The organism is Paenarthrobacter sp. 22069, assembly GCF_052046035.1.
In the GTDB taxonomy this organism is placed as follows: Bacteria; Actinomycetota; Actinomycetes; order Actinomycetales; family Micrococcaceae; genus Arthrobacter.
Genome location: NZ_JBQEQF010000004.1, coordinates 187389 through 211014, shown reverse-complemented (window position 1 = coordinate 211014; position 23626 = coordinate 187389). Strand labels below are relative to the sequence as shown.

Here is a 23626-nt window from a genome sequence, read left to right as displayed (position 1 = left end):
CCAGCTGGGCGGCAACGTCCAAGTGCCACCCTGCGTGGGTCGCCGACAGCCTACTTCGGCAGGGCCGCCTCGAGTTCGTCGCGGCTGCGGACGCCGAGCTTGACGTAGGTGCGGTAGAGGTGGCCTTCCACGGTCCGGACGGAAACCATCAGCCGCTGCGCAATCTCCCGGTCGGTGAGCCCCTGGACGGCCAGCTCCACGATGTCCTGTTCGCGCCGGGTGAGGCGGACGGTGGGCGCTGCAGCAATGAAGCGCCCTTCGCGGAACCGCTCCCCCAGTTCATGGTCGCACTTCTCGCGCTGGGCTACGGCCTGCCTGGACCGGCGGCGCTCACCGGCCTGATCCAGCACGGTGCTGGCACGGGCGTAGGCTTCACGGGCCATGTTGACAAAGCCTGCTTCCTCCAGCGAGGCAGCCGTTGCCATCAGGGCGTCCCCATCCGCGTCTTCCCACGCAGTGGCCAAGGTCAGCAAGGACTCTGCCCACCGGCCTTCCACGTCCCGGGCCGCGGCCTGGACCATGGGAACCACCGAGGGGTCGCCGAGGTCCCAGCACATGGCCAGGACTTCAAGGAGGTTGCCGGTCCGGGCGGATGCCTCCGTGGTGGTCATGAGCGTTTGCAGGGCGGCGAGGCCCTTGCCGTCGTGGGCCAGGTATTCGGCGGCGGCCGCCACATAGGCCTCGGCAAGGAGGTCATGGGCCGGCCAGCCGGTATCGGCGTCCTTGTGGTCCCGTTCCAGGCGCCGTGCCTGCTCCGTGTCGCCAAGCCTGGCTGCGGCGTAGAAGCCAAGCGCCGTGCCGAAACGGTACAGCTGCAGGGGGTCGTTCAGCCTCAGTGCTTCCACAGCCGGCAGCAGCACCTGATAGGCGCGCTCCATTCGGCCCTGCCGCAGCAACGAATAGCCCCGGAGCAGTTCCAGGCTGCCGTTGAGCGTGGCCGCACCCGGCATATGCCCGGCGGCGTAGTGGTCGAGTTCCCGTTCCGCCGATTCCCATTCCCCCATGGCCAGGTAGTCGGACACGAGCCTCCCCAGCACGAACTCGGGGAAGAAGAACAGACTGCCGTCCAGCGGGGGAAGCTCCGAGGCTGCCAGCAGTGCAGCCTCCAATCCCTGGACCGGACGCCCCGCCGAGGCGAGGGCATGGGCGAGGAGCCCCTCGGCCAGGACGCGAAGCGGTTCTCCGCCCGACTCCGCTGCCGGCTCCCTCCGCATGGCGTCTACTTCGTCGGCCAGTTCCTGGAAATTCACCTCGGCGCCAAGCTGGAGCAGGTGCAGCAATTCTGCCTGCCAGCTTCTTTCGCCGTCGGGAAGCGCGCAGTGCTTCTCGACGTCGTCGGAAACCGAACCCAGGAAATTGCCCATGGCCCTGTGCGCTGAAACCCGGAGCAGCAGTACGGCGGGTCCCTGGGGGTCCCCGGCCAGCGGGAGCCAGCAGGCGTCGAGCAGGGCCGCGGCCTCGGCGTAGGCTCCTTCGTTGTACAGTGCCCGCGCCTGGATGGCCTGGGCAAGCGGGACCAGGGCAGGCTCGTGGATGCGGGCTGCGATGGACCGTGCACTGTGGTTACGGAACCGCAGCAGGGCCTCGCGCGCCGCGGCCAGCATGTCGTTCTCGCTGACCCGCACGCCGCACTCCAGCGCCCATTCGACGGACCGCAGCCTGCCTTCACCGTGGAGGAGGGCAGGGTCCTGGTGGGCCTTGACCTTCTCAAGGAGTTGAAGGCTGCGGGACACCGACACCGTGTTCCTGATGGCACCGGCGAAAAGCCCGTTCCAGATGGACAGCTCGGCCGGGATGCCGGACGATTCCACAATCATCTGCTGGTCCAGCAGGGAGCGGACCACGGCCGCCCCGCTGATGTCTTCGATCACTTTCCTGCCGACCGGCCCGGCGAGGGCAATCAGCTTCAGCGCTTCCTGTTCCTCGGTGCGCCGCCTGAGGTGGTCTTTCGCCACCACGGCCGCCAGGCGGGGACCATCCGTGGGCAGGGCGCCCATCAGCATCCAGATTCCATTGCGCTTGGCCAGGATGCCGGCTTCGGCGGAGTCATGGAGCACGGCGTCGAGGATCCGGGGGTTGCCTCCTGTGGCGTTCCAGACGGCATCAACCGTTGCCCCGGGGACGGTCCCGTCGAGGACGTGGGCAAGGACCTCTTCGATCTGTTCCCGGTTGAGCGGCCGCAGGTCAACGCGTTCGGCCAGTCCGTCGTACCAGAGCTGGTCGAGCGGTTGCGGCAGGCCGGGCCGGGGACGCGCCGCTGCCAGCACTGTTGCCCATCCTGCCGAGATCACCTCGGCGAGCACGCCCGCGGATGCATCATCCAAGTGGTGGGCGTCGTCCACCGCCAACAGGACGGCGGCCCCGTTGCCGGCCTTCAATTTCTCGAAATAGGACCACATGGAGCGCAGCACCGCCACGGGTGAGACGGATTCCTCAGCGGTGAGCTCCCCCGTATAAGGGGTCAGGACCCCGAACGGCACCCCGGCCAGGGCTGAGCTGGCATGGATGCGAAGGACGTTCATGTTCCCGGCCAGCCGCTCCGTCACGGCATCAGTGACGGCCGATTTTCCAATGCCTGGACCGGCCATGATAAAGACTGCCTGGTGCGTACCATTACGGACCAGGTTGCAGATGCGCTCCACCGGTTCCCGGCGGCCTGTCAGAAGCCGGTGCGCGGCCGCCGGCTTGTGCCCGTTAGACGAGTCCAGTCAGATCACCCCTCGAAGTCACGCCCAGTTTGGTGAAGACCTGGTACAGATGGCCTTCCACCGTGCGGACAGACACGCCCATTTCCATGGCGATGTCACGGTTGGAGGCACCGCGGCCGGCCATCCGGGCAATTTGCCGTTCCCGGCTGGTCAGCAGTGGGCTTCCGCTGCTGGGCACAATCGGCAGGTTCGCCACCGTGGCGGCCAGGATATCCAGCCGGGCCTGCGCGGTCCTCGCTGAAAGGGAGTCCCCGTCCTGGCGGGCGAAATCAACAGCCAGGGCCATGCACCGCGCCTCCACGGCATCGAGTTCCAGGGTGGCCGCGAGTTCGCCGCCTTCCAGGAGTGCTTTGGCGTCCTTTGTCCGGGTTCCGACGGCGATCAGCCGTGAGACTTCGGCCAGCGGGCCCTGCCTGTTGGCCGCGATCTCCTCGAGGAGGCGGAAATCCGCGTCACTGCCGTTGACCGTTGCCGCGAGGAGGTAGACGCCGGCCACGGTGTGCCGGCCCGCCTCCACGTTGCGGCGCGTGCCCTGTTTGAGGGCTGCTCCCGCCTCCGGGTCTCCCAGCCAGCGGCCGGCGACGAGGGTGCAGAATTCGATGATGCTTTCCGCCGCGAAGCCCGCCTTGCCGGGTGTCTTTTGCAGTTTCGCGAGGGACTTGCGGGCGAGCGCGGCGTTCCCGGCCTGGGCGTAGGCCAGGGCCGTGGCTGCGTACGCGGTGCGCAGCGCAGTTTGGACGGGCTGCAGCTCCAGCTGGGCAGCAGCGGAAATCAGAGGTTCCAGGGCAGCTTCGCCCCTGCCGGAGAAGGCGTAAGCGACGCCGGCCGCGAGTTCAGTGGCGGCGCTGCGGTACGGAAGCCGGTGGGGCTGCCCTGTGCTGAAGGGGTTGAGGAGGTCGATGCAGCGCCGCCACTGGCCGGCCATCAGCAGGACGAAGTAGGCCTCCCTGGTGTAATGCTCACGCAGGCCGACAATGTGTGAGTAATCGGTGAGTTGACCGCCGATTTGCCGCATGAGGCCCAGGGCGTCCATTTCGCGGCCCGTCAGCGCAAGTGCGCTCATCAGGAGGACCGCGGACTGGATCCGGAATCCGGGGTCCGGGTTGGCAGCCGGATCGGCGGCACGCTCCAGCGCCGGGATCATGGCCGCGTAGTCGCCGGCGTGGGCCTGGTATTCGAATTCGCTCAGCGAGATACGGTTCGCCGCAACCGCCGCCGGGGCCGGCCACTGCGGGTGCTCACCGAACTGTTCCAGCCGTTCCCGGGCTGCGTGGAGCAGTTCCGGGACTTTGCCGGCCTGCTCCGGGATGAAGAGCATGACCCGGGCCTTGGCGGCAATGACCTGGGCGTACTCCAACGGGTCCAGGGCTTCAAGTTCAGGCCGCGAGATGTCATCCAAGGCGGCCAGGGCCTGGACGGGCATGTCGAGCAGGAGGTAGGCAGCGGCCTTCTGGCGTTGAGCCGGAGCCCATTCGGCATCGGTCCGCTGGAGCATGTCCGCATACGTCAGGGCGAACCGGGGGTCGAAGAGCTGGACCGCGGCCTGGGCGGCTGCAAGTGCAAGCGCCGGACTCAGTTCGGCCTCGCATTCGTGCGTCCAGGCTGCAAAAGACATGAGTTCTTCCACCGTGAGGGTGGCGGGATCCGGCTCCCGGCCGCCCAGCAGGATGCTGCGGAGCTCGCGGCGCCGGGAAATACTGAGCCACGTCCTGACGACGTCCCCGATGTATTTTTCGCGCAGCGACACCCAGCGCTGCTCGGAGTCGTCAATCTCCAGCAGGCCGCCGTCCTCCATGTCCGCAACAACATCCGCGCCGTAGATGGCGGTGAGGCTGGACAGCTCCACCCGGCGGGCGCAGGAGAGCATTTCGATGACTTCGCGCGTTTGGGGTGTTTCCCTCGACCAGCGGGACCGGACGATGTCGTCGAGGCTTGCCGCGCCGTCCAGCACCACTTTGTCCCGCAGTGTCCAGACGGAGTCCGACAGGACCAGGTTTCCGGAGAGCTGCTGTTCGGTGACCAGGGCTTTGAGCAGCAGGGGGTTGCCGCCCACCATCTGGTGGTAGGTGCTGACCAGGGATGAGGCCACCCGGTGGCCCAGCAGCGACAGCAGGACCTGCCGGGTCTGAAGCTCGTTGAGGTTGCCGAGCCGTACCTCCGTCAGCTTGCGGTCGGTCAGCAGCCAGTGGAAGTCTGCCGGAAGGTCGCTTGAATTGGGTGCGACGGCGACGATCTTTGCGGTGCCGGTGAGCAGGACGTTAAGCAGCACGCCGGCACTCATGTCGTCAATGGTGGCCGAGGTGTCCAGGGTGATGATGCAGGGCCTGCCTGCGGCGTCGCTGCGGATCAGGGAGGTGATGCCGCGGAGGATGGCTGTGGGCGAACCCATATAGGCCTGCGGGAGCCGGGCCAGCAGGAATGACAGGCAGCCATAGGGGGTGGTGGAGCCTGACGGGCCGGTGCGCAGCTGCAGGGACCAGACATCGGGGCCAAGGTCTGCGACTGCGGCGCGGGCCAGGGAGGACTTGCCAACTCCCCTGGCCCCGGTGATGACGACACCCAGCGAGTTTTCGCTGGTCAGTGCGGTGCGGACGGCGTCGAGGTTGGCGCTGCGTGCGGACGTGGACCATTGCTGACCCTCCGGCGCCGCGGAGGATGGTGTGGGCAGCCCGTTACCTTGCGGTGTTGACCCACGTCCCCAGCTGAGTGGCTCGATCGACATGAACTTATCCCCTACATCCTGCAATAGCGGGATGTAGCCCCATTGCTCCCCCGCATAGGAAGAAGCGTACCCCGAGGCACAGACAAGGAAATAGGGTCGAACGGAACTTTTACGATTCGGGTTGCCGTGATCCCGGTTTGACCGGGTGGAACTTCTGCTGTGCAGCGGTCAGTCCGTCGCGGAGCAGGGACTCCACGGCGTCGGCGGCATCATCCAGCAGGAACGGCAGTTCCTTCCGTTCCGTGGTGCCGAAGTCGCGGAGCACGTAGTCGGCGGTGTCCATCCTGCCGGGCGGTCTTCCGACCCCCACCCGGACCCGCAGGTAATCCTTGGTGGCCAGGGCCTTGGAAATGTCCCGCAGCCCGTTGTGGCCGCCTTCGCCGCCGCCAAGCTTGAGCTTGACCGTGTTGAAGGGAATGTCGATCTCGTCATGGACGGCCACCACATGGTCTGCAGGGATGCCGTAAAAGTTTGCCAGGGCGGAGACAGGGCCGCCGGATACGTTCATGTAGCTCATGGGCTTGGCCAGGACCACCCGCGGACCGCCGATGCCCATCCGGCCTTCGAGGACCTGGGCCCGGGCTTTGTGGGCTTTGAACCCCGCACCGATGCGGGTTGCGAGTTCGTCAAGGACCATCTGGCCCACGTTGTGCCTGTTGCCTTGGTACTGTGCGCCGGGGTTGCCGAGGCCAACGATCAGCCAGGTATCTGTCATGGAGTCAATCCTAGGGGGACGGTTTGGGGCGGAAACGGCACTGTTGAAAGCGGTAACGGCACTGCTGAAGCGGGAACAGCACTGTGCAGACATGGCAGTGGNGTCCGGCCACTGCGCGGAATGCTGGAGTGGTTACTCGGCTGCGGCTTCTTCGGCTGCCGGAGCTTCCGCTGCTTCGCCCTCGGCGGCAGCTTCGGTTTCTGCTTCGACGGACTCGGAGATGTTGACCACGAGTGCCTCGGCGTCGGTCAGCAGGACAGTGCCCTTGGGCAGGGCCAGGTCCGAGGCGTGGACGTGCTCACCGGCAGCGCGGCCTTCGATGTTGACGACGACAGACTCGGGGAGGTGCGTAGCCTCGGCTTCAAGGGACACGACGGTCAGTTCCAGGTTGTGCACGGTGCCGGGTGCGGTTTCGCCCTCAACGTGGACCGGAACGTCAACGGTGACCTTCTCGCCCTGGCGGACGGTCAGGAGGTCGATGTGCTCGATGATCTGCTTTACGGGGTCACGCTGGACGTCCTTGACCAGGGCCAGGTGGCCTTCGCCGTTGATGTCCAGGGACAGCAGGGCGTTGGCGGTGCGGACGGCCAGGGTGGTGGCCTTTGCCGGCAGGGTGACGTGGATGGGCTCTGCGCCGTGGCCGTAGATGACGGCGGGGATCTGGTGGTTGGCGCGGGCGCGGCGGGCGTAGCCCTTGCCGAATTCGGTGCGCAGTTCTGCTGCGAGCTTCTGCTCAGACATGGAATTCTCCTTGAAGACTAAACGGGGTTCAGCAAGGGCGGAGGTCTGGTGTGACCTTCAACGCCGGGCGGCCCGGAGGCGGCCCTTCAAGAAGGCAGTCCTTCAACAGAAGGACAAGCAGACCCAGTCGATAACGGAGGCTATGCGCTCCCTCGCCAAGGTATCGGGATCCAGCTTAGCAGCGGCGGGGCCGTTTCCTGAAAACGGGCGGGTACGGAGGTTGGGCCTGTCGAAACCGCGAAGCCGNCCCAACCAGGGGATGCTAGGCCTTGCCGTCGAACAGGCTGGTGACGGAGCCGTCGTCGAATACCTCGCGGATTGCCCGGGCAATCAGCGGTGCGATCGACAGCACGGTCAGCTGCGGGAAGCGCTGGGACGAGGTCAGCGGAAGGGTGTTGGTCACCACCACTTCACGCGCACCGGACTCGGAGAGCCGGCGGGCCGCGGGGTCGGAGAAGACCGCGTGGGTGGCGGCGATGATGACGTCCTTGGCGCCGGCGTTCTTCAGGACGTTGACGGCGCCGGAGATGGTTCCGCCGGTGTCGATCATGTCGTCGATCAGGACGCAGGTCCGGCCCTCGATCTGGCCCACCACGGTCTTGGAAACGGCCTGGTTGGGCACGGTGAGGTCGCGGCTCTTGTGCACGAACGCGAGCGGCGCGCCGCCGAGGCGTTCGGCCCACTGCTCGGCGACCCGGACACGGCCGGTGTCCGGGGACACGACGGTGATGTTCTCTGCGTCCACGCGGGTGCGGATGTAGTCGGCGAGCAGCGGGATGGCCATCAGGTGGTCCACGGGGCCGTCAAAGAAGCCCTGGATCTGGGAGGTGTGCAGGTCCACGCTCATGATGCGGTCGGCGCCTGCGGTCTTGTAGAGGTCCGCCACCAGGCGCGCTGAGATGGGCTCGCGGCCGCGGCCCTTCTTGTCCTGGCGCGCGTACGGGTAGAACGGCGAGACCACGGTGATGCGCTTGGCGGAGGCCCGCTTCAGCGAATCGATCATGATCAGCTGTTCCATGAGGTGGTTGTTCAGCGGCGCGGGATGCGCCTGGATGACGAACGCGTCCGTGCCGCGGACACTCTCGCCGGCCCGGACGTAGATCTCACCGTTCGCGAAGTCGTAGGCGTCAACGGGAAGGAGGTCAGTGCCGAGTTCCTTGGCGATCTCCCGGGCAAGCTCCGGATGGGCCCGCCCGGTGGCGAGCACCAGCTTCTTCTCGCCGTGCGCCGTAATTTCACTCATTGTTACTTGCCCTCTTCTGTAGATGCCGGGGTACTTGAGGAGTTCTTGGTGGCCGCCTGGGCCAGTTCGGCGGAGCGGGTTCCCGGACGGTTCGCCGGAACCCAGCCTTCGGCGTTGCGCTGGGCAGCGACGCTCAGCGCCAGCGCCCCTGCCGGTACGTCCTTGCGGATCACCGCGCCGGCGCCGCTGTAGGCGCCGTCCCCCACGGTGACCGGGGCAACAAAGACGGTGTTGGAACCTGTACGCACGCCCGAGCCGATCACCGTGCGGTGCTTCTTCTCGCCGTCGTAATTGGCCGTGATGTTGCCGCAGCCAATGTTGGTGTCCTCGCCGATTTCGGCGTCGCCGGCGTATCCCAGGTGGGACAGCTTGGAGCCGCGTCCGATGGTGACGTTCTTGGTTTCATAGAAGGCGCCGATCTTGCCCTTTTCACCCAGGACGGTGCCCGGGCGCAGGTAGGTGAACGGGCCGACGGCGGCGCGCGGGCCAATGACCGACCCGGAGCCATGGGTGCGGACCACCGTGGCACCCTCGCCAACCGTGACATCGGTCAAGGTGGTGTCGGGGCCGACGACGGCGTCCCTCGCCACCGTCGTGGCGCCGTGCAGCTGGGTGTTGGGCAGCAGGCGGACGTCCTCGTCCAGGGTGACGGACGAATCGATCCAGGTGGTGGACGGGTCCACCACCGTGACGCCCGCCCGCATCCAGGCTTCCACGGTGCGGCGGTTGAGTTCGGCGCCGAGCGCGGCCAGCTGGACGCGGTCGTTGGCGCCCTCCACCTGCCAGCGGTCGGCGGTGACGACGGCGGCCACGCGGCCGCCTGCCTCACGGGCCAGCCCCAGCACGTCCGTGAGGTATTTTTCGCCCTGCGCGTTGTCGGTGGTGACCTTGGCCAGCGCGTCGCGGAGCACCGCAGCGTCGAAGGCGTAGATCCCGGAGTTGACTTCCCGGATCAGCTTTTCGGCTTCCGAGGAGTCCTTGTGTTCCCGGATGCCGGTGACGGAGCCGTCGTCGCCGCGAAGGATGCGGCCATAACCGGTGGCGTCGTCAAGGACTGCCGTGAGGACCGTGACCGCGTTGCCGTCGCGCTCGTGGGTGGCGACGAGTTCGGTCAGCAGTTCGCCGGACAACAGGGGGACGTCGCCGTAGGTAACCACCACGGTGCCTGCCAGGTCCTCTTCCGCATGCAGGGCGTGGAGGGCTGCTTCGACAGCGCGGCCGGTGCCGGGGACGTCGTCCTGGTCCACGATGACGGCCTGCGGATCCAGGGCCGCCACATGGCTTTCCACCAGGTCCCGTTCGTGGCGCACAACGATCGCGAGCCGCTGCGGGCTGATGCTGCGGGCCGCACGGAGAGCGTGGCCCACCATGGAGAGGCCGCCGATTTCGTGGAGGATCTTGGGGGTACGCGACTTCATCCGGGTACCGGCGCCTGCTGCCAGAACGATTACAGCGGCCGGGCCGGCATTCTCGGGGATCACGTACGGGCTCTCCTTGCTTCATTGTGCTGGCGCTTTGCGGCATCCGGCGGCCCAGGCCGCCAGGCACCGGGTGCCATCCTCGTGATCGCTCCTCGCGCAGCAGTTCCGCCCATAGGATTCGAACCTATACTCCACGGCTCCAAAGGCCGGGGTGCTGCCGTTACACCAGAGCGGACCGTGCCGTAAGACTCAAGGCCCGGGCACAAGTCCCTATTTTGCCACGGGTTCAGGGCACTGCGCGACACAACCCCTTCCGCCCCCGCGCGTGCCGCCGATTCCTGCTGCCAGCGGTGAGGCATGATGGGAAGGTGAGCAACAACCTTCCGCGGATGCGGATGACTGGCCTGCAGCGCAGAAGCCAGCTGATCGACGTCGGCCGGGGCCTTTTCGCCGCCCGCGGGCTGGACGGCACCACCATCGAGGAGATCGCCGCATGCGCCGGCGTGTCCAAGCCGGTCATCTACGAACACTTCGGCTCGAAGGAGGGGCTGTACACCGAGGTTGTCGACTGCGAGTTCCACATCCTGCTGGACGCGATCAACACCGCCCTCACCGAGGAAGCAAAGCCCCGCGTCCTCGTCGAACGCGCCGCCCTGGCCCTGCTCACCTACATCGAGGACCGGACGGAAGGCTTCCGGATCCTCATGCGGGACGCTCCCCCCTCCCAGCCCGAGGGTGCCTTCTCCACCCTGCTGTCCCATGTCACCGCCCGGGTGGAACACATCCTCGCGGACGAGTTCTCCCGCCGCGGCTTCAGTGGCGACGACGGCGCCATGTACGCCCAGATGCTCGTGGGCATGGTAGCCATGACCGGCCAGTGGTGGCAGGACAGCCGCCAGCCCGACAAGCAGACCGTCGCCGCGCACCTCGTTAACCTCGCCTGGAACGGCCTGACCGGCCTCAAGAAGGACCCTGAGCTGCAGTCCGAGGTGTGAGGCTCAGTCGCCCAGGAGTTCTGAGGACTCCAGCCATTCGAGTTCCAGGGCGTCCTTTTCGTCAGCGAGGTCCTTGAGCTGCTTGTTTTGGTCGGCGAGCTTGTCAAAGTTGCCGGCCTCGGTGGTCTTGACCATGTCGTCGTGGAGCTTCTTCTCCTGCTGGTCCAGCTTCTTGAGCTGCCGTTCGATCCGATTGAGGGCCTTGCGGGCGTCGCGCTTCTCGGCCTCAGAGGGGCCGGACGTTCCACCTGCGGCCGGCGCCTGGCCCGCGCTGGTGACCGGGTTACCGCCGCCGGCCACTGTGGAGCCCGCAAGGGCGGCTTCGCGCAGTTCCAGGTACTGGTCCACGCCGCCGGGCAGGCCGCGGAGCCTGCCGTCACCGAGCAGTGCCATCTGGTGGTCCGTGACGCGCTCCAGGAGGTAGCGGTCGTGGCTGACCACCACAAGCGTGCCGGGCCAGCCGTCCAGGACATCTTCCACGGCGGCCAGGGTGTCGGTATCGAGGTCGTTGGTGGGCTCGTCGAGCATCAGCACGTTGGGCTCCCCCACCAGCAACCGCAGGAGTTGCAGGCGGCGCCGCTCACCGCCGGAAAGGTCCCGGACCGGAGTCCACTGCTTCTCGTTGGTGAAACCGAGCTGCTCTACCAGCTGCCCGGCGCTGAATTCCTTGCCGCCGACGTTGAATGAACGCTTTTCCCGCTCAATGACCTCGATGACGCGCAGGTCCGCCACGTCGTCGAGCTCCTTGACCTCCTGGGTGAGGACCGCTGTGACCACGGTCTTGCCCCGCTTCAACTTGCCGGCGTCGGGGGTGATCTCCCCGTTGAGCAGCTTCAGGAGCGTGGTCTTGCCGGCGCCGTTGACGCCTACCAGGCCCAGGCGTTCACCGGGCGCCAGCCGGAGGGTGATGTTGTCGAACAGCTTCCGGCCGTCGTCTCCGCCCTGGAAGTTCAGCGAGACGTTTTCCAGGTCCAGGACGTCCTTGCCCTGGCGCGCGGTGGCCATCCTGTTCAGCGCCATGGAGTCCCGTGGCGCGGGAACGTCGGCGATCAGGGCGTTTGCGGCCTCGATGCGGAATTTGGGCTTGGCAGTGCGGGCCGGGGCGCCGCGGCGAAGCCAGGCCAGTTCCTTCTTGACCAGTTGCTGGCGTTTGCCTTCCACAACGGACGCCATCCGGTCGCGCTCCGCGCGGGCCAGGACGTAGGCCGCATAGCCGCCTTCGAACGGGTCCACGATCCCGTCGTGGACCTCCCAGGTCTTGGTGCAGACCTCGTCGAGGAACCAGCGGTCGTGGGTGACCACCAGGAACGCGCCCTGGTTTGCCCGCCAGCGCGTCTTCAGGTGCCGGGCCAGCCAGGCCACGCCTTCGACGTCGAGGTGGTTGGTGGGCTCGTCCAGCATGATGACGTCGTGGTCCTCGATGAGCAGCTTGGCAAGGGCCACCCGCCGCTTCTGTCCGCCGGAGAGGGCATGGACGTTGGCGTGCCAGTCGACGTCGGACACCAGGCCGCCCATGATTTCCCGGATCCGCGGGTTTCGTGCCCATTCATAATCCGCCTGGTCGCCGACAATCGCGGCACCCACCGTCAGGTCGCCGTCGAGCACGTCGCTTTGGTCCAGGTAGCCCACATTCACTTCGCCGCGCTTGGTGACGCGGCCGGAGTCCGGGGTGGAGCGCAGCGACAGGAGCCGCATCAGGGTGGACTTGCCGTCACCGTTGCGGCCCACCATGCCAATCCGGTCCCCTTCCTCCAGTCCCAGGGTGATGCCGTCCAGGACGGTGCGGGTTGCGTAGGAAACCGTGAGGTTCTCGCCGCCAAGAAGGTGTGCCAAGGGGAACTGCTTTCTGCTGCCGGACTGGAAGAGTGTTAAAGGAGGGTGTCGGAGATGATGCGCGCGCCGGGAACCGGCCCCTGGACGGGGAGGGCAGTCAGGCCAAACCGCTGCAGATCCTCCGCGAGCGCTTCCGCGGCAACGGAGTCCTCAGCCAGCAACGCCACCGTGGGCCCGGAGCCGGACACGATTCCCGCAACCGCACCGTGCGATTCACCGATCCCCAGCGTATCGCGCAGCGCGGGCGACAGTTCAATGGAAGCCCGTTGCAGGTCGTTGACCAGCACCCGGGCCAACGAGTGGGCATCACCGCCCCTCAGTGCCGCCAGGATCTGTGGGTCAACCCCAGTGGGCTCCCCGGCCTCGACGCCCGCGGAGGCACGCAGCCGGTCCAGCGTCCGGTACACCTCTGGGGTGGACAGGCCATAGTCGGCGACCACCAGGACCCAGTGGGTCTGTGCCTTGGCCAATGCGGGGGAAAGTTCATCGCCCAGGCCCAGGCCGACGGCGGTGCCGCCCAGGAGCGAGAACGGGACATCCGCACCCAGCTCCGCCGCCAGGTGTGCCAGTTCCTCGCGGGACAGGCCACTGTTCCAGAGGGCGTCGCAGGCCAGGAGCGTTGCGGCCGCATCGGCTGACCCGCCACCCATCCCGCCGGCCACCGGAACACGCTTGGTGATTTCCAGGTGCACGCCGGTGGCGTGTTCGGAGACGTCGGCCATGATGGCCGCGGCTTTGTAGGCCAGGTTGTCGCTGTCCAGCGGGATGCTGACCGAATCGAGGTCCAGGGTACTTTCGGGGCTGAGGCTGATGGTAATGCCGGGGGTGGCGGTGCTGGTGACTGCCACTTCCTCGTAGAGGGATACGGCCAGGTAGACGCTGGCCACCGAGTGGTAGCCGTCCGGCCGGAGCGGCCCTACCGCCAGGGAGACGTTGACCTTGCCGGGGGCCTTGACCCGCACGGTCCTTGCAGCGAACCGGCCTGCTGCACTCACTGGCGGTTTTCCTTGGCTTCAGCAATCCTGGCGAACGCGGTGACGTCGATGACCTCGCCCCGTGCGGTGGGATCGACTCCGGCTGCAAGCAGGCACCGCTCCGCTTCCGGCGCTCCTCCGGCCCAACCGGCCAGGGCCGCCCGCAGCGTCTTGCGGCGCTGCGCGAACGCGGCATCCACCACGGCGAACACTTGTTCGCGGGTTGCGGTGGTGGCCGGTGGTTCACGGCGGGTGAAGGCCACCAGCCCGGAGTGGATCTTGGGGGCCGGCCAGAAGACGTTCATGCCGATCACGCCGGCTTTACGCATCTGGCTGTACCAGGCAGCCTTGACGGACGGCACTCCATAGGTCTTCGATCCCGGGGGCGCGGCGAGCCGGTCGGCAACCTCGTCCTGCACCATCACCAGGCCGTGCTGCAGGCTGGGGAAATGCTGCAGGAGGTGCAGCACGACGGGAACGGCAACGTTGTAGGGCAGGTTGGCAACGAGTGCCGTGGGTTCCACCGGCAGTTCAGTCACCTTCATGGCGTCCGCCTGCACGAGGTGGAAGGCATTGGCGACGGACGGCCGCCATTGCTCCACGGTTTCCGGAAGCTTTGCCGCCAGGATGGGATCGATTTCGACGGCGACGACCGCCGCTGCCGCGTCCAGCAGCCCCAGCGTGAGCGAGCCAAGCCCCGGACCGACCTCGAGCACTGTTTCATCCGGGCCTACGCCGGCAGCGGCGACAATCCGGCGGATGGTATTTCCGTCGATGACAAAATTCTGGCCCAGCGTCTTGGTGGGCCTGACCCCGATTTCCTCTGCCATCCGGCGTATATCGGAAGCACCAAACAAGGGTGCGGGCACGGCAGGGATGGGTTCAGTCACCTAGGTATCCTATCCCGCTCCACCCCGCGGCCCCTGCCGGTTAACGAACTGTGGCCGGCCCGGAGAACCCGGGACCGGCCACAGTTTTACCTGATGCGTGGATCGTGGAGGATCAGCTGCTTGCCGCCCAGCCACAGCCCCACGGGGACAGTCCGCGCTGCGCGTAGACGCGGTTGGCGATGTCGATCTGCTGTGCCTTGGTGGCCAGGCTGGCGTTGGGAGCGTAGGCGCCTCCGCCGGCACCGATCCAGGTGCGGATATCGAACTGGAGGCCGCCGTAGTAGCCGTTACCGCTGTTGATGCTCCAGTTGCCGCTGGACTCGCACTGGGCGATCTTGTCCCACATAGCTTCGTTCATCATGGCCGGAGCTGCCGCGCCGGTGTTGGCTGCGGCAGGCGCAGCTGCCGCCTGGGGTGCAGGCTTGTCCTTGGTGCCCACGGTGACCTTCTCGGTGACCGGCTGGACAGCGACATTCTCTGAGACCAGGGTACGGGAGGCTTCCCGTCCGTCCACGAGCACCAGCTTGAAGGTGCGCTCGAGCTTTCCGGCCGCACCGGCCTGGGTGACTTCCTTCTCACCCTTGAGCATGTCTGCGTTCTCAGCGGTGACGGTCTGGAAGGGCACGTCTTCGCTGGTGACTGCGGTCTGGCTGGTGTCCACCCGGGAAACCTTGATGACCATGTTGTTCACCACATTGGCGTTGGCCGGCTGCGAGGTGCGGTCGTTGGCGCCGAGGGTCACGCCCGAATCTTCAAGGACCTTGCCCACGGTGGGGGCGGTGGTGGTGGCTGTGTTCACCTTGCCGTCGGCAACGATGCTGACGGTCTTGGGGGTGGAAATCGAGACATAAGAACCGGCGAGGGCGAGCGTGGCGTCCTTGGGTGCCGAAACCGACGACGCGCTGGCGACACCAAGTTCGGTGACCAGGTCTTCCACGTCCTGGGCCGTGGTGTTCACGGTCTTTTCAGCGCCGTCGAGGCTGACCTTGACTTCCTTGGCCTGGTTGATGTTGATGACGGTGCCGTTCTGGACGGTTGCGTCAAGGGAGGGCGACACCCGGTCGCCGGGCTTCAGTTCCAGGTTGGCGCTCTTGACCACCTGTTCAACCGTTCCACCAAAGGACTGCACGGACGACGCTTTGCCGTCCACGTTGAGCGTAATTGTTTTGTTATTGCCCACGAAGGCTACGAGGCCTGCGACCAGGCCGCAAAGCACCAGCAGTTGGGCGCCAACCTTGATAAAGCTGAACTTGCCGTCCGATGTGAAGAACTTGATCACGATTGCCCGTAACTCTCGGTCCATCCGGGCACGGGGAAACGCGCAGAAAAATGCCCGGTACAACCGCGGATACGGCAGTCCGGGCATCGATGCGCCGCCACGCTCCACGCAGCGGCATGGCTGGCCTTGGACAGGCTGGACCGGCTGCAGTTGGAGCGAAATTACCCGTTGGCCTTCCCCGACCCCGGCTAATAGTTTTCCACTGTAACCGTAGCGTTATAAACCGACCAACATTTTTGCATACCAGATATGCATTTTAGTTGTTATGTAGAAGCGGGTCTCAGTGCCAGGATCCGTATGCCCGCACCGTATTTTCGGAGATCGCGGTGCACAGCCCGGCAAGGTCGGAGCCTGTCAATTCTGCCATGGCCCGAACCGTGTACGGGACCATGTAGCTCGCGTTCGGGCGTCCCCGGTGGGGGTGCGGGGTCAGGAACGGGGCGTCCGTTTCCACCATGACGAGCTGCGGCTCCGCCACGGCGAGCGCCGCCCGGAGGTTCCCGGCGTTCCGGAATGTCAGGGTGCCGGCGAAGGACATCCACCAGCCCTGTTCGTTGCAGGTCCTTGCCAGTTCCCTGTCACCGGAGAAGCAATGGAACACCACCCTTTCCGGCGCCCCTTCTTCCTGCAGCACCCTTACCACGTCGCTGTGCGCGTCCCGGTCATGGATCTGGAGCGTGAGGTCCAGCCGCTTGGCGATGTCGATATGCCGCCGGAACGAGTATTCCTGATGGCGCAGTCCCTCGCCTTCGGTCCGGAAGAAGTCGAGGCCGGTCTCGCCGATGGCCCGGATCCGGGGATGAGTTGCCAGGCGTTCGATCTCGGCAAGCGCCTCCTCGAGTTGGCCCCGGGCCGCATAGTGCGGGGCATCGTTGGGGTGGAGCGCCACGGCCCCCAGGAGCCGTTCGTCGCGGTCCACGGCCTCCACGGTGAAGCGTGAGGATTCCAGGTCGCAGCCCACCTGCACTGCGCCCTGCACGCCCACCGCGGCTGCTGCGTCCAGGGCAGCCTTGATTCCCACCGGCCCGTTGCCTTCAGGGAAGTCCAGGTGGGTGTGGTTGTCCATGACGGGCACGGGCAACGGTTCGGGCGCGGGCGGGAAATCCTTCCGGCGGCCCGCTTCGGAGCCAGGAGTTCCATCTTCGGCGGGGAGCCGGTAGGCAGCTGGGATCGACGAATCGCACATCCATCCAGCCTATCGGCCGCCGGCAGCCACATATTTGCCGGAACTCTCTGTCAGGCACGGCAGTTGTGTTAGTAGTCTGGAACGAACACACGCGCACGCCCACCGAGGGGCGAAGGCAGGCCTGCTGTCCCGTCCAGGTGAAACCCGGGCTGAAAGGTTGCCGATGGAACCCCACCGACGCACTCCCAACAGTGCAGCCGCGCCGAACCTCAACCTTGCCGGTGTCGCAGATTCCGTCAGCCACCTGAACGGGCACCGTGCGCCGGCCATGGACCCTGGCTCCTTCCACGCGGCGGCCCAGCGCATCCTCAACACGGTCAACACCGTCATCGACGGCAAGTCCGATGCTGCCAGGCTGGCGCTGACGGTGCTCCTCGCGCAGGGACACCTCCTGGTGGAGGACGTGCCCGGCGTCGGTAAAACCCTGCTGGCCAAAACCCTGGCCCGCACCATTGACTGCACCGTGAACCGCATCCAGTTCACTCCCGACCTGCTGCCGTCCGACGTCACCGGGGTGTCCATCTACAACCAGGCCTCCAGGCTCTTTGAATTCCGGCCGGGGGCGGTGTTTGCCAACATCGTCATCGGCGACGAAATCAACCGGGCATCAGCCAAGACGCAGTCTGCCCTTCTCGAATGCATGGAGGAACACCAGGTCACGGTGGACGGCACGTCCTACAAGCTCGACGAACCATTCATGGTGGTGGCCACCCAGAATCCCATCGAAATGGAGGGAACCTATCCCCTCCCGGAGGCACAACGCGACCGCTTCATGGCCCGCATATCCATGGGCTACCCGGACAGGGACGCCGAAATCGAGATGCTGGAAACCCACCAGGCAGTCTCGCCGCTGGCGAAGGTCTCGGCTGTGGTCACGGCATCGGACGTGGCCGCCATGATCGCTACCGTCCAGCAGGTCTATGTCTCCCAGGCCGTCAAGGAATACACCGTGTCGGTGGGCAGGGCCACCAGGGAGAGTCCGCTGCTGCGGCTGGGTGCGAGCCCCCGTTCCATGCTGCAGCTGCTGCGGGCCGCCAAGGCCACGGCCGCCCTGGATGGCCGCGACTTTGTCCTGCCGGATGACGTAGGCGATGTCGCCGAATCCGTCCTGGCACACCGCGTCATCCTGGACCGCAAGGCTGCCGGGTCCGGCGAAACCCCGCACAGCGTCCTGCGCGGCATCCTGTCCCGGTTGCCCGTGCCGCAGGGCCAACCCGGGCAAGCCGCACGGACGGCCGCCGCCGGCAGCAGGAACCCCTAGGCCAGCCATGGCCCTGTTGGACAGGCTTCCGCGGCACCTGTTTACCAGGCGCGGCTGGGGCATGCTTGCGGCCGGGGCCTTCGCCCTGGCCGCAGCCCAGGTCATGGGGCGCCGGGATCTCCTGACGCTGGCGCTGTTGCTGCTGGTCCTGCCGGTGGTTTCCCTTGCCGGGGTCCGGCTGGTCAAGCCCCGGTTCCGGGTCTACCGGGAATTCGACCCCTCCCCCGTCGAAACGTCGGCTCCTGCCACTGTGCACCTGGCGGTGGCCAGGACGGACCCGGGCAGCGGGCGGGTTGCCATGGAGGAGCGTCTGCCCGCACAGTTCGGCCAGGCACCATCCTTCCGGTTCCCGTCGCGCTCCGCCTCCGGTGGCACAAGCCGCTACGAATACCACCTGACGTCCAGGCACCGGGGGCAGTTCCGGATCGGGCCGGTCACAGCCGAGTTCACCGACCCCTTTGGACTCTCGCTGCACCGCCAGGCAATTGACGACGGCGACATCCTCACCGTGACGCCTGCCGCCGTCGTGCTTCCTGCCACGGGCCTGGCCGGAGCCCGCGGCAGCGACGGCGTCACCGCCACCCGCGTCCGCGCCAACCCGAGCGATGACGACGTCATGACCCGGGAGTACCGCCACGGAGACCCGATGCGCAGGGTCCACTGGCCGGCTACGGCCAGGCACGGGGAGCTGATGGTCCGGCAGGAGGAATCCGTCACCACTCCGGAGGCCACCATTATCCTGGACCACCGGTCCGGTGCCTTCGCGGGCGGCCCCGGAACCGCAATGCCGGGGCTGGCCGGCCAGGACGGACATGCCAGGACCACCAGCGACACCTTCGAGTGGTCGGTTGTTGCCGCCATGTCCGTCAGCGCGCACCTCACTGAACGCAGTTACAGCCTTCGGGTGCTGGACACCGGCGGGGATCCCGCGTTCCTGCATTCGCCTTCTTCGCCCGAACCGGCGGCCGAGGAGTACAGCGGGACGGCAGGTTTGCAGTCCATAGCCGAAAGCCTGGCCGCCATCCACCTGTCCGGCACGTCCCACCAACACCGTGCCGGCATGGTTCGGGACCTCACGGGCAGGGATGCCGGGCAGCGCGGGGCGGCACCGGGCCGCTCGTCGGCGGACAGCGAGGCGGGACCGCCGGCGTTCGATGACCGCCTGATGGACAAGCTGTCCGCGCACCGGATGCGGGGTCCCATCATCGCCGTCCTGGGCCGTATCACCGCTGAAGAGGCCCTGGCCCTGGCGCCGGCCGCTGCCTATGGCACCAACGCGTTCGCCATGGTGGTGGTGGAACGGCCGGCAGAGTCGCGGGACGTCCTGGCGGTCCTTCACCAAGGGGGCTGGCGGGCTGTGGCGGTGGCCCCCCGGACACCGACTGCTGCCGCGTGGGTTCAGTTCGACCAGGATCCCGCCCTGCCGGCCGCGCCCGTTTCCGAGGTCCGGCGGGGAGCGGGGGTGGCGACATGACCATGGCACCGGCCCGGCCTACGGATGCAGGGCAGCATGCGACACCGCCACCGGAGCCTGCCGCGGGCCGCTTGCGGTGGGGAGCCTACCCGTGGGCCATGGCCGCAGCCATCGCGGTGGCCTTCTGCGGGGCTGCACTGTCCCTGAACGGTGTCCTGCGCGGCTGGAACTGGTACTGGCCGGCGTTGACCACGGTACTGGTGGTGGCGTTCACCCTGGCAGCACTTCGGTCGGTCCGGGCGCATCCCCTGCTGGTCACGGCGGGAGGATTCGTTGCATTAGGCGCCGTGCTGACGCTCACCTTCTTCCGCAGTTCAAGTTTCCTTTGGGTCTTCCCCACCAGTTCCACCTTCCCGGACCTGGACCGCCTGATCAGACGGGCCAGTGAAACCGTACTCGGGGAAACTGCCCCCGTGGCACCCAATGCCGGCATCGTCATGGTGGTCTGCGCCGTGCTTGGCCTGGCGGTGATCCTGGTCGACGCCCTGGCGGTTCCCCTTGCCATGCCGGCCGCCTGCGGCACAGGCCTGCTGGCGCTGCTGGTGGTTCCTGCCATGATCAAGCCGCAAAGCGCGGGAGTCTTGAGCTTCGTTGCCACCGCGGCCGGATACCTGCTGATCCTCGCGTGCAGCCAATGGTTTGCCCCGGATGGCAGGCTCCAGGGCGGCTCCACCCGGAGCCCCGGCCTGCTCCGCCGCGCCGCACTGACCGGCGCGGTGGCCATGGCCGCCACCCTGGTACTTCCACTGGCCATCCCCGGGTTCGACCATGGCACGTTCCCGCAGGGATCCCGGATCAATCCGTGGGGCACCACCACCGGCCTAAATCCCATGATCACGCTCGGCAACAGCCTCCGCACCCCTGACGGAAGCGGCCGGATCACCTACGGCACCACATCCCCCGTGCCCCTCTACCTGCGCTCGGTGACGGTGGACAGTTTCGACGGCGACTCATGGGGACCGGATGACAGGGCGGCGTCGCGCCTGCCGCTGGATGGGCGGATTGATCCTGGTTATGCGGTCCTGGCCGACGAGCAGGTGCGGCTGGTCACGGCCATCGACGCCGGATCCTTCACCAGCCCCTACCTGCCGGTCCCCTATGCGCCTGAGACCGTGCGCGGACTCGGCGGGCAATGGACATGGGATCCAGCCACACTGAGCATCAAAGGCACGGACACCACTACCCGGCGGCAGGAGTACACGGTCACCTCGGCGGTACCCAAACTCACCGCGGCGCTGCTGGCCCAGTCCTCGGCACCCGTGCGGGGTATCCCGGACGTCTTCACCAGGGTCCCGGGCAACGTCCCGGACATTGTCAAGAACACTGCGCAGACCGTCGCAGGGGGCGCCGGCACGCCGTACCAAAAGGCCATGGCCATCCAAGGGTACCTGCGATCTGCCGAGTTCACGTACTCCCTGCAGTCGCCGGTGCAGGGCGGCTACGACGGAAACGGGCTCTCCGTCCTGGCGGACTTCCTCCAGCAGAAAAGCGGCTACTGCATCCATTACGCCTCTGCCATGGCCGTGATGGCCAGGCTGGAGGGAATTCCCAGCAGGATCGCCGTAGGGTATGCCCCCGGCAGGCTGACGGGGGCCACGGTAACGGTAGCCGGCCAGGGCGCCCTGCCGGAGTACGAAGCAGACGCCCGCGACGCCCACGCGTGGCCGGAGCTGTATTTCCAGGGGCTCGGATGGGTCCAGTTCGAGCCAACCCCGTCACGGGGGGTGGTCCCGGACTACGCCACCGAGGCATCCGTCCCATCCGTCCCCGATTCCCTGGGCAACAATGACGGCCTCATTCCCGATGCTGCCCAGGCGCCCAGTCTGTCCCCCAGCGCAACGGCACCGGCTGTTCCCGGTGCCGGGAGCGGCAGCGGCGGCGACAGCGCCCAGTTCATGCCCTGGATCCTTGGCGGCGCCGGTGCAGCGGGCCTGGTGCTGCTGGCGGCTGCCCCGCACCTGGCGCGCACGGGCATCCGCTCGCGCCGGCTGCGTCCGCGGCGCCCGGACCAGGCCGTTCCGCTGGCGTGGAGCGAGTTGCGGGACCTCGGCATGGATTACGGAGTACCGGCCGGAGAGAGCGAAACCCCGCGGGGGTACTCGGTCCGGTTCCGGGACCAGCTGCTCGGCGAGTCCGGCGGCATGGACCGGGAGGCGCACGAGGCCGTCATCTTCCTGACCACAGCCTTCGAGCAGTACCGGTACGGCCGGCCCGCGGACAGCCATCCCCCGGACACGCGAAGCGCACCGGGCACGCCCGGACAGGACTTTGCGGCGGGAATTGCAGCAGTGGAAACTTCGCTCCAGGCAAATGCGACACTGCCCAGGCGGTTGGCGGCGGCCTGGCTTCCGCCATCCGTGACGCGGCGGCTTGGACTGCTGGCCAGGTTGCCGTTCAGCGCGGCCCGCGCGGCAATCCGTAAGGCGGCGGGCATTGTTGCGGTATTCCGGCCAGGCTCACCGCGGGGAAGGCACGACGGCGGCCGCAGGGCGGCAGGGCATTAAAACCGAACGTGCCGGCCGGGGAAGCCCGGCCGGCACGTGAGGGTTGCTTTCGGTTCGGAAACCGCCGGGACTAGCCGGCGTAGGGGTCCGCGATGCCGATGTACTGCGTGTAGAGGTATTCCTCGATGCCCTCCAGGCCGCCTTCGCGTCCCAGGCCGGACTGCTTCACGCCGCCAAAGGGTGCCGCAGCGTTGGAGATGACTCCGGCGTTCAAGCCCAGCATGCCCGTCTCCAGGCGCTCACCCATCCGGATGCCGCGGTTGATGTCCTTGGTGAAGACGTAGGCCACCAGGCCGTATTCGGTGTTGTTGGCCAGCCGTACGGCGTCGTCCTCGTTGCTGAACGTGATGATCGGGGCAACGGGGCCAAAGATCTCCTCGGAGAGGATGCGGGTTCCCTCGGTGACCCCGGAGAGGATGGTGGGCTGGTAGAAGTAGCCCGGTCCCTCCACGGGGCCGCCGCCTACCACTGCCTTGGCGCCGGATGCAACGGCGTCTGACACCAGCTCGTGGACCTTGTCCCGGCTCTTGGCGTCGATCAGCGGTCCCACCTTGGACTCGGGTTCGGTGCCGCGGGCGGTGGTCATTTCCCTCATCTTCGCGGCGAACTTCTCGGCGAATTCGGCAGCAACAGACTCGTGGACGATGAAGCGGTTGGCAGCGGTGCAGGCCTCGCCCATGTTCCGCAGTTTTGCGGCCATCGCTCCGGTGACGGCGGCGTCCAGGTCAGCGTCCTCGAAGACCAGGAACGGTGCGTTGCCGCCCAGTTCCATGGAGGTCCGGAGTACGGTCCCGGAGGCATCGGCGAGCAGGCGCCGCCCAACCTCGGTGGAGCCGGTGAAGGACAACTTGCGCAGGCGCGAATCCTTGATCAGGGGCCCTGTGGTGGCACCAGCCGTGGAGGTGGGGATGACGTTGAGGACACCCGCGGGCAGGCCGGCCTCCTGCATCACGGCGGCGAACAGCTGGGATGTCAGGGGCGTCAGGTTGGCCGACTTCAGCACCATGGTGCAGCCCGCTGCGACGGCCGGGGCGATCTTGCGGGTGGCCATGGCCAGCGGGAAGTTCCACGGGGTGATCAGCAGGCAAGGGCCGACGGGCTTCTTCGTCACCAGGAGGCGGGACTTGCCGTCCGGTGAGACGGAGTAGCGGCCGAAGGCACGGACGGCTTCCTCCGAGAACCAGCGCAGGAACTCGGCACCGTACGTGACTTCACCGCGGGCCTCGGCCAGCGGCTTGCCCATTTCCAGGGTCATCAGCAGGGCGAAGTCCTCGGCCCGTTCAGTCACCAGGTCGAATGCCCGGCGCAGGATTTCGCCGCGTTCGCGGGACGGAACCTTCGCCCAGGATTCCTGGGCCGCGGCGGCCGCGTCCAGGGCCGCGGCACCATCTTCGGGGCCGGCGTCGGCAATGCTCAGCAGCACCTTCCCGGTGGCGGGATCCTCGACGTCGAACGTCTTGCCTGAAGCGGCCTCCCGCCACTCACCATTGATCAGCAGTCCGGTGGGAACAGAGGCCAAAAGCCTGGTTTCGCGTTCGGCGGTTACGGCCGGCTGTGCAGTGACAGTCACAATGACTCCCTCGTCAGTAGGGTTGTGGCAGCCCGTTGCCGCGGCCGGAGTGACCGGGATCATGGGGCTGATTAACAGCCAGACTACTGCGGGGCACCCCGGTGGTCTAC

The 23626-nt window shown here is 67.0% G+C and carries 16 protein-coding genes and 1 tRNA gene; 4 read left to right on the top strand and 13 right to left on the bottom strand.

Translation table 11 applies throughout. From position 1 onward, the window contains the following. Positions 1-50: 50 nt before the first annotated feature. From ACTJK0_RS04935 to ACTJK0_RS04905, 7 genes are all read right to left on the bottom strand, one after another. A complete protein-coding gene (locus tag ACTJK0_RS04935; protein WP_440744457.1) occupies positions 51-2588 on the bottom strand; it encodes a LuxR C-terminal-related transcriptional regulator in 2538 nt (845 codons plus the stop codon). Between the two features lie 106 nt (positions 2589-2694). Then, the gene (locus ACTJK0_RS04930; RefSeq protein ID WP_440744456.1) at positions 2695-5430 is read right to left on the bottom strand and encodes a LuxR C-terminal-related transcriptional regulator; all 2736 of its coding nucleotides are present in this window, start codon (positions 5428-5430) and stop codon (positions 2695-2697) included. 109 nt (positions 5431-5539) lie between these two features. After that, positions 5540-6145: an aminoacyl-tRNA hydrolase gene (pth, locus tag ACTJK0_RS04925; RefSeq protein WP_110542841.1), complete on the bottom strand. Its 606-nt coding sequence runs from the start codon at positions 6143-6145 to the stop codon at positions 5540-5542. Positions 6146-6277: 132 nt separating this feature from the next. Further along, positions 6278-6886, bottom strand: a complete 609-nt coding sequence (locus ACTJK0_RS04920; RefSeq protein ID WP_440744455.1) for a 50S ribosomal protein L25/general stress protein Ctc — start codon at positions 6884-6886, stop codon at positions 6278-6280. 262 nt (positions 6887-7148) lie between these two features. After that, on the bottom strand, positions 7149-8129 hold the full coding sequence (locus ACTJK0_RS04915; protein WP_110542839.1) for a ribose-phosphate diphosphokinase: 981 nt from the start codon (positions 8127-8129) through the stop codon (positions 7149-7151). A 2-nt stretch (positions 8130-8131) separates the two neighbouring features. Continuing rightward, the gene (glmU, locus tag ACTJK0_RS04910; RefSeq protein WP_440744454.1) at positions 8132-9610 is read right to left on the bottom strand and encodes a bifunctional UDP-N-acetylglucosamine diphosphorylase/glucosamine-1-phosphate N-acetyltransferase GlmU; all 1479 of its coding nucleotides are present in this window, start codon (positions 9608-9610) and stop codon (positions 8132-8134) included. A 103-nt stretch (positions 9611-9713) separates the two neighbouring features. Then, positions 9714-9785 (bottom strand) — tRNA-Gln (locus ACTJK0_RS04905). Between the two features lie 133 nt (positions 9786-9918). On the opposite strand from ACTJK0_RS04905, the gene ACTJK0_RS04900 reads away from it, so the two are divergent. Beyond that, a complete protein-coding gene (locus ACTJK0_RS04900; protein WP_110542837.1) occupies positions 9919-10545 on the top strand; it encodes a TetR/AcrR family transcriptional regulator in 627 nt (208 codons plus the stop codon). Between the two features lie 3 nt (positions 10546-10548). Here ACTJK0_RS04900 and ACTJK0_RS04895 read toward each other — a convergent pair whose 3' ends face one another. From ACTJK0_RS04895 to ACTJK0_RS04875, 5 genes are all read right to left on the bottom strand, one after another. Beyond that, complete coding sequence (locus ACTJK0_RS04895) at positions 10549-12378, bottom strand: ATP-binding cassette domain-containing protein (protein ID WP_440744453.1); 1830 nt, start codon at positions 12376-12378, stop codon at positions 10549-10551. 35 nt (positions 12379-12413) lie between these two features. Beyond that, a complete protein-coding gene (locus tag ACTJK0_RS04890) occupies positions 12414-13373 on the bottom strand; it encodes a 4-(cytidine 5'-diphospho)-2-C-methyl-D-erythritol kinase (RefSeq protein ID WP_110542835.1) in 960 nt (319 codons plus the stop codon). Then, complete coding sequence (gene rsmA / locus ACTJK0_RS04885) at positions 13370-14242, bottom strand: 16S rRNA (adenine(1518)-N(6)/adenine(1519)-N(6))-dimethyltransferase RsmA (RefSeq protein ID WP_440744452.1); 873 nt, start codon at positions 14240-14242, stop codon at positions 13370-13372. Before rsmA ends, ACTJK0_RS04890 begins: the two co-directional genes overlap by 4 nt. A gap of 112 nt (positions 14243-14354) precedes the next feature. Beyond that, the gene (locus ACTJK0_RS04880; RefSeq protein ID WP_440744451.1) at positions 14355-15545 is read right to left on the bottom strand and encodes a ubiquitin-like domain-containing protein; all 1191 of its coding nucleotides are present in this window, start codon (positions 15543-15545) and stop codon (positions 14355-14357) included. A 256-nt stretch (positions 15546-15801) separates the two neighbouring features. Beyond that, entirely contained in the window at positions 15802-16707 is a 906-nt protein-coding gene (locus tag ACTJK0_RS04875) for a TatD family hydrolase (protein ID WP_440744450.1), read from the bottom strand. Between the two features lie 163 nt (positions 16708-16870). On the opposite strand from ACTJK0_RS04875, the gene ACTJK0_RS04870 reads away from it, so the two are divergent. The 3 genes from ACTJK0_RS04870 to ACTJK0_RS04860 are packed head-to-tail and all read left to right on the top strand — an operon-like array spanning position 16871 to position 21946. Further along, positions 16871-17968 (top strand): AAA family ATPase, encoded by a 1098-nt coding sequence (locus ACTJK0_RS04870; RefSeq protein WP_440744449.1) that lies wholly within the window; start codon positions 16871-16873, stop codon positions 17966-17968. A gap of 7 nt (positions 17969-17975) precedes the next feature. Further along, the gene (locus tag ACTJK0_RS04865) at positions 17976-19442 is read left to right on the top strand and encodes a DUF58 domain-containing protein (RefSeq protein ID WP_440744448.1); all 1467 of its coding nucleotides are present in this window, start codon (positions 17976-17978) and stop codon (positions 19440-19442) included. Next, a complete protein-coding gene (locus ACTJK0_RS04860; protein WP_440744447.1) occupies positions 19439-21946 on the top strand; it encodes a transglutaminase family protein in 2508 nt (835 codons plus the stop codon). Before ACTJK0_RS04865 ends, ACTJK0_RS04860 begins: the two co-directional genes overlap by 4 nt. 70 nt (positions 21947-22016) lie before the next feature. On the opposite strand, the gene ACTJK0_RS04855 is transcribed toward ACTJK0_RS04860, so the two are convergent. Continuing rightward, a complete protein-coding gene (locus ACTJK0_RS04855; RefSeq protein WP_110542828.1) occupies positions 22017-23516 on the bottom strand; it encodes an NAD-dependent succinate-semialdehyde dehydrogenase in 1500 nt (499 codons plus the stop codon). Between the last annotated feature and the right edge of the window lie 110 nt (positions 23517-23626).

What these genes read in the sequence shown, in the direction of transcription:
- ACTJK0_RS04935 (WP_440744457.1), bottom strand. Translation starts at nt 2,588, where the DNA reads ATGGCCGGTCCAGGCATTGGAAAATCGGCCGTCACTGATGCCGTGACG.
- ACTJK0_RS04930 (WP_440744456.1), bottom strand. Translation starts at nt 5,430, where the DNA reads ATGTCGATCGAGCCACTCAGCTGGGGACGTGGGTCAACACCGCAAGGT.
- pth (WP_110542841.1), bottom strand. Translation starts at nt 6,145, where the DNA reads ATGACAGATACCTGGCTGATCGTTGGCCTCGGCAACCCCGGCGCACAG.
- ACTJK0_RS04920 (WP_440744455.1), bottom strand. Translation starts at nt 6,886, where the DNA reads ATGTCTGAGCAGAAGCTCGCAGCAGAACTGCGCACCGAATTCGGCAAG.
- ACTJK0_RS04915 (WP_110542839.1), bottom strand. Translation starts at nt 8,129, where the DNA reads ATGAGTGAAATTACGGCGCACGGCGAGAAGAAGCTGGTGCTCGCCACC.
- ACTJK0_RS04880 (WP_440744451.1), bottom strand. Translation starts at nt 15,545, where the DNA reads ATGGACCGAGAGTTACGGGCAATCGTGATCAAGTTCTTCACATCGGAC.
- ACTJK0_RS04875 (WP_440744450.1), bottom strand. Translation starts at nt 16,707, where the DNA reads ATGTGCGATTCGTCGATCCCAGCTGCCTACCGGCTCCCCGCCGAAGAT.
- ACTJK0_RS04870 (WP_440744449.1), top strand. Translation starts at nt 16,871, where the DNA reads ATGGAACCCCACCGACGCACTCCCAACAGTGCAGCCGCGCCGAACCTC.
- ACTJK0_RS04865 (WP_440744448.1), top strand. Translation starts at nt 17,976, where the DNA reads ATGGCCCTGTTGGACAGGCTTCCGCGGCACCTGTTTACCAGGCGCGGC.
- ACTJK0_RS04860 (WP_440744447.1), top strand. Translation starts at nt 19,439, where the DNA reads ATGACCATGGCACCGGCCCGGCCTACGGATGCAGGGCAGCATGCGACA.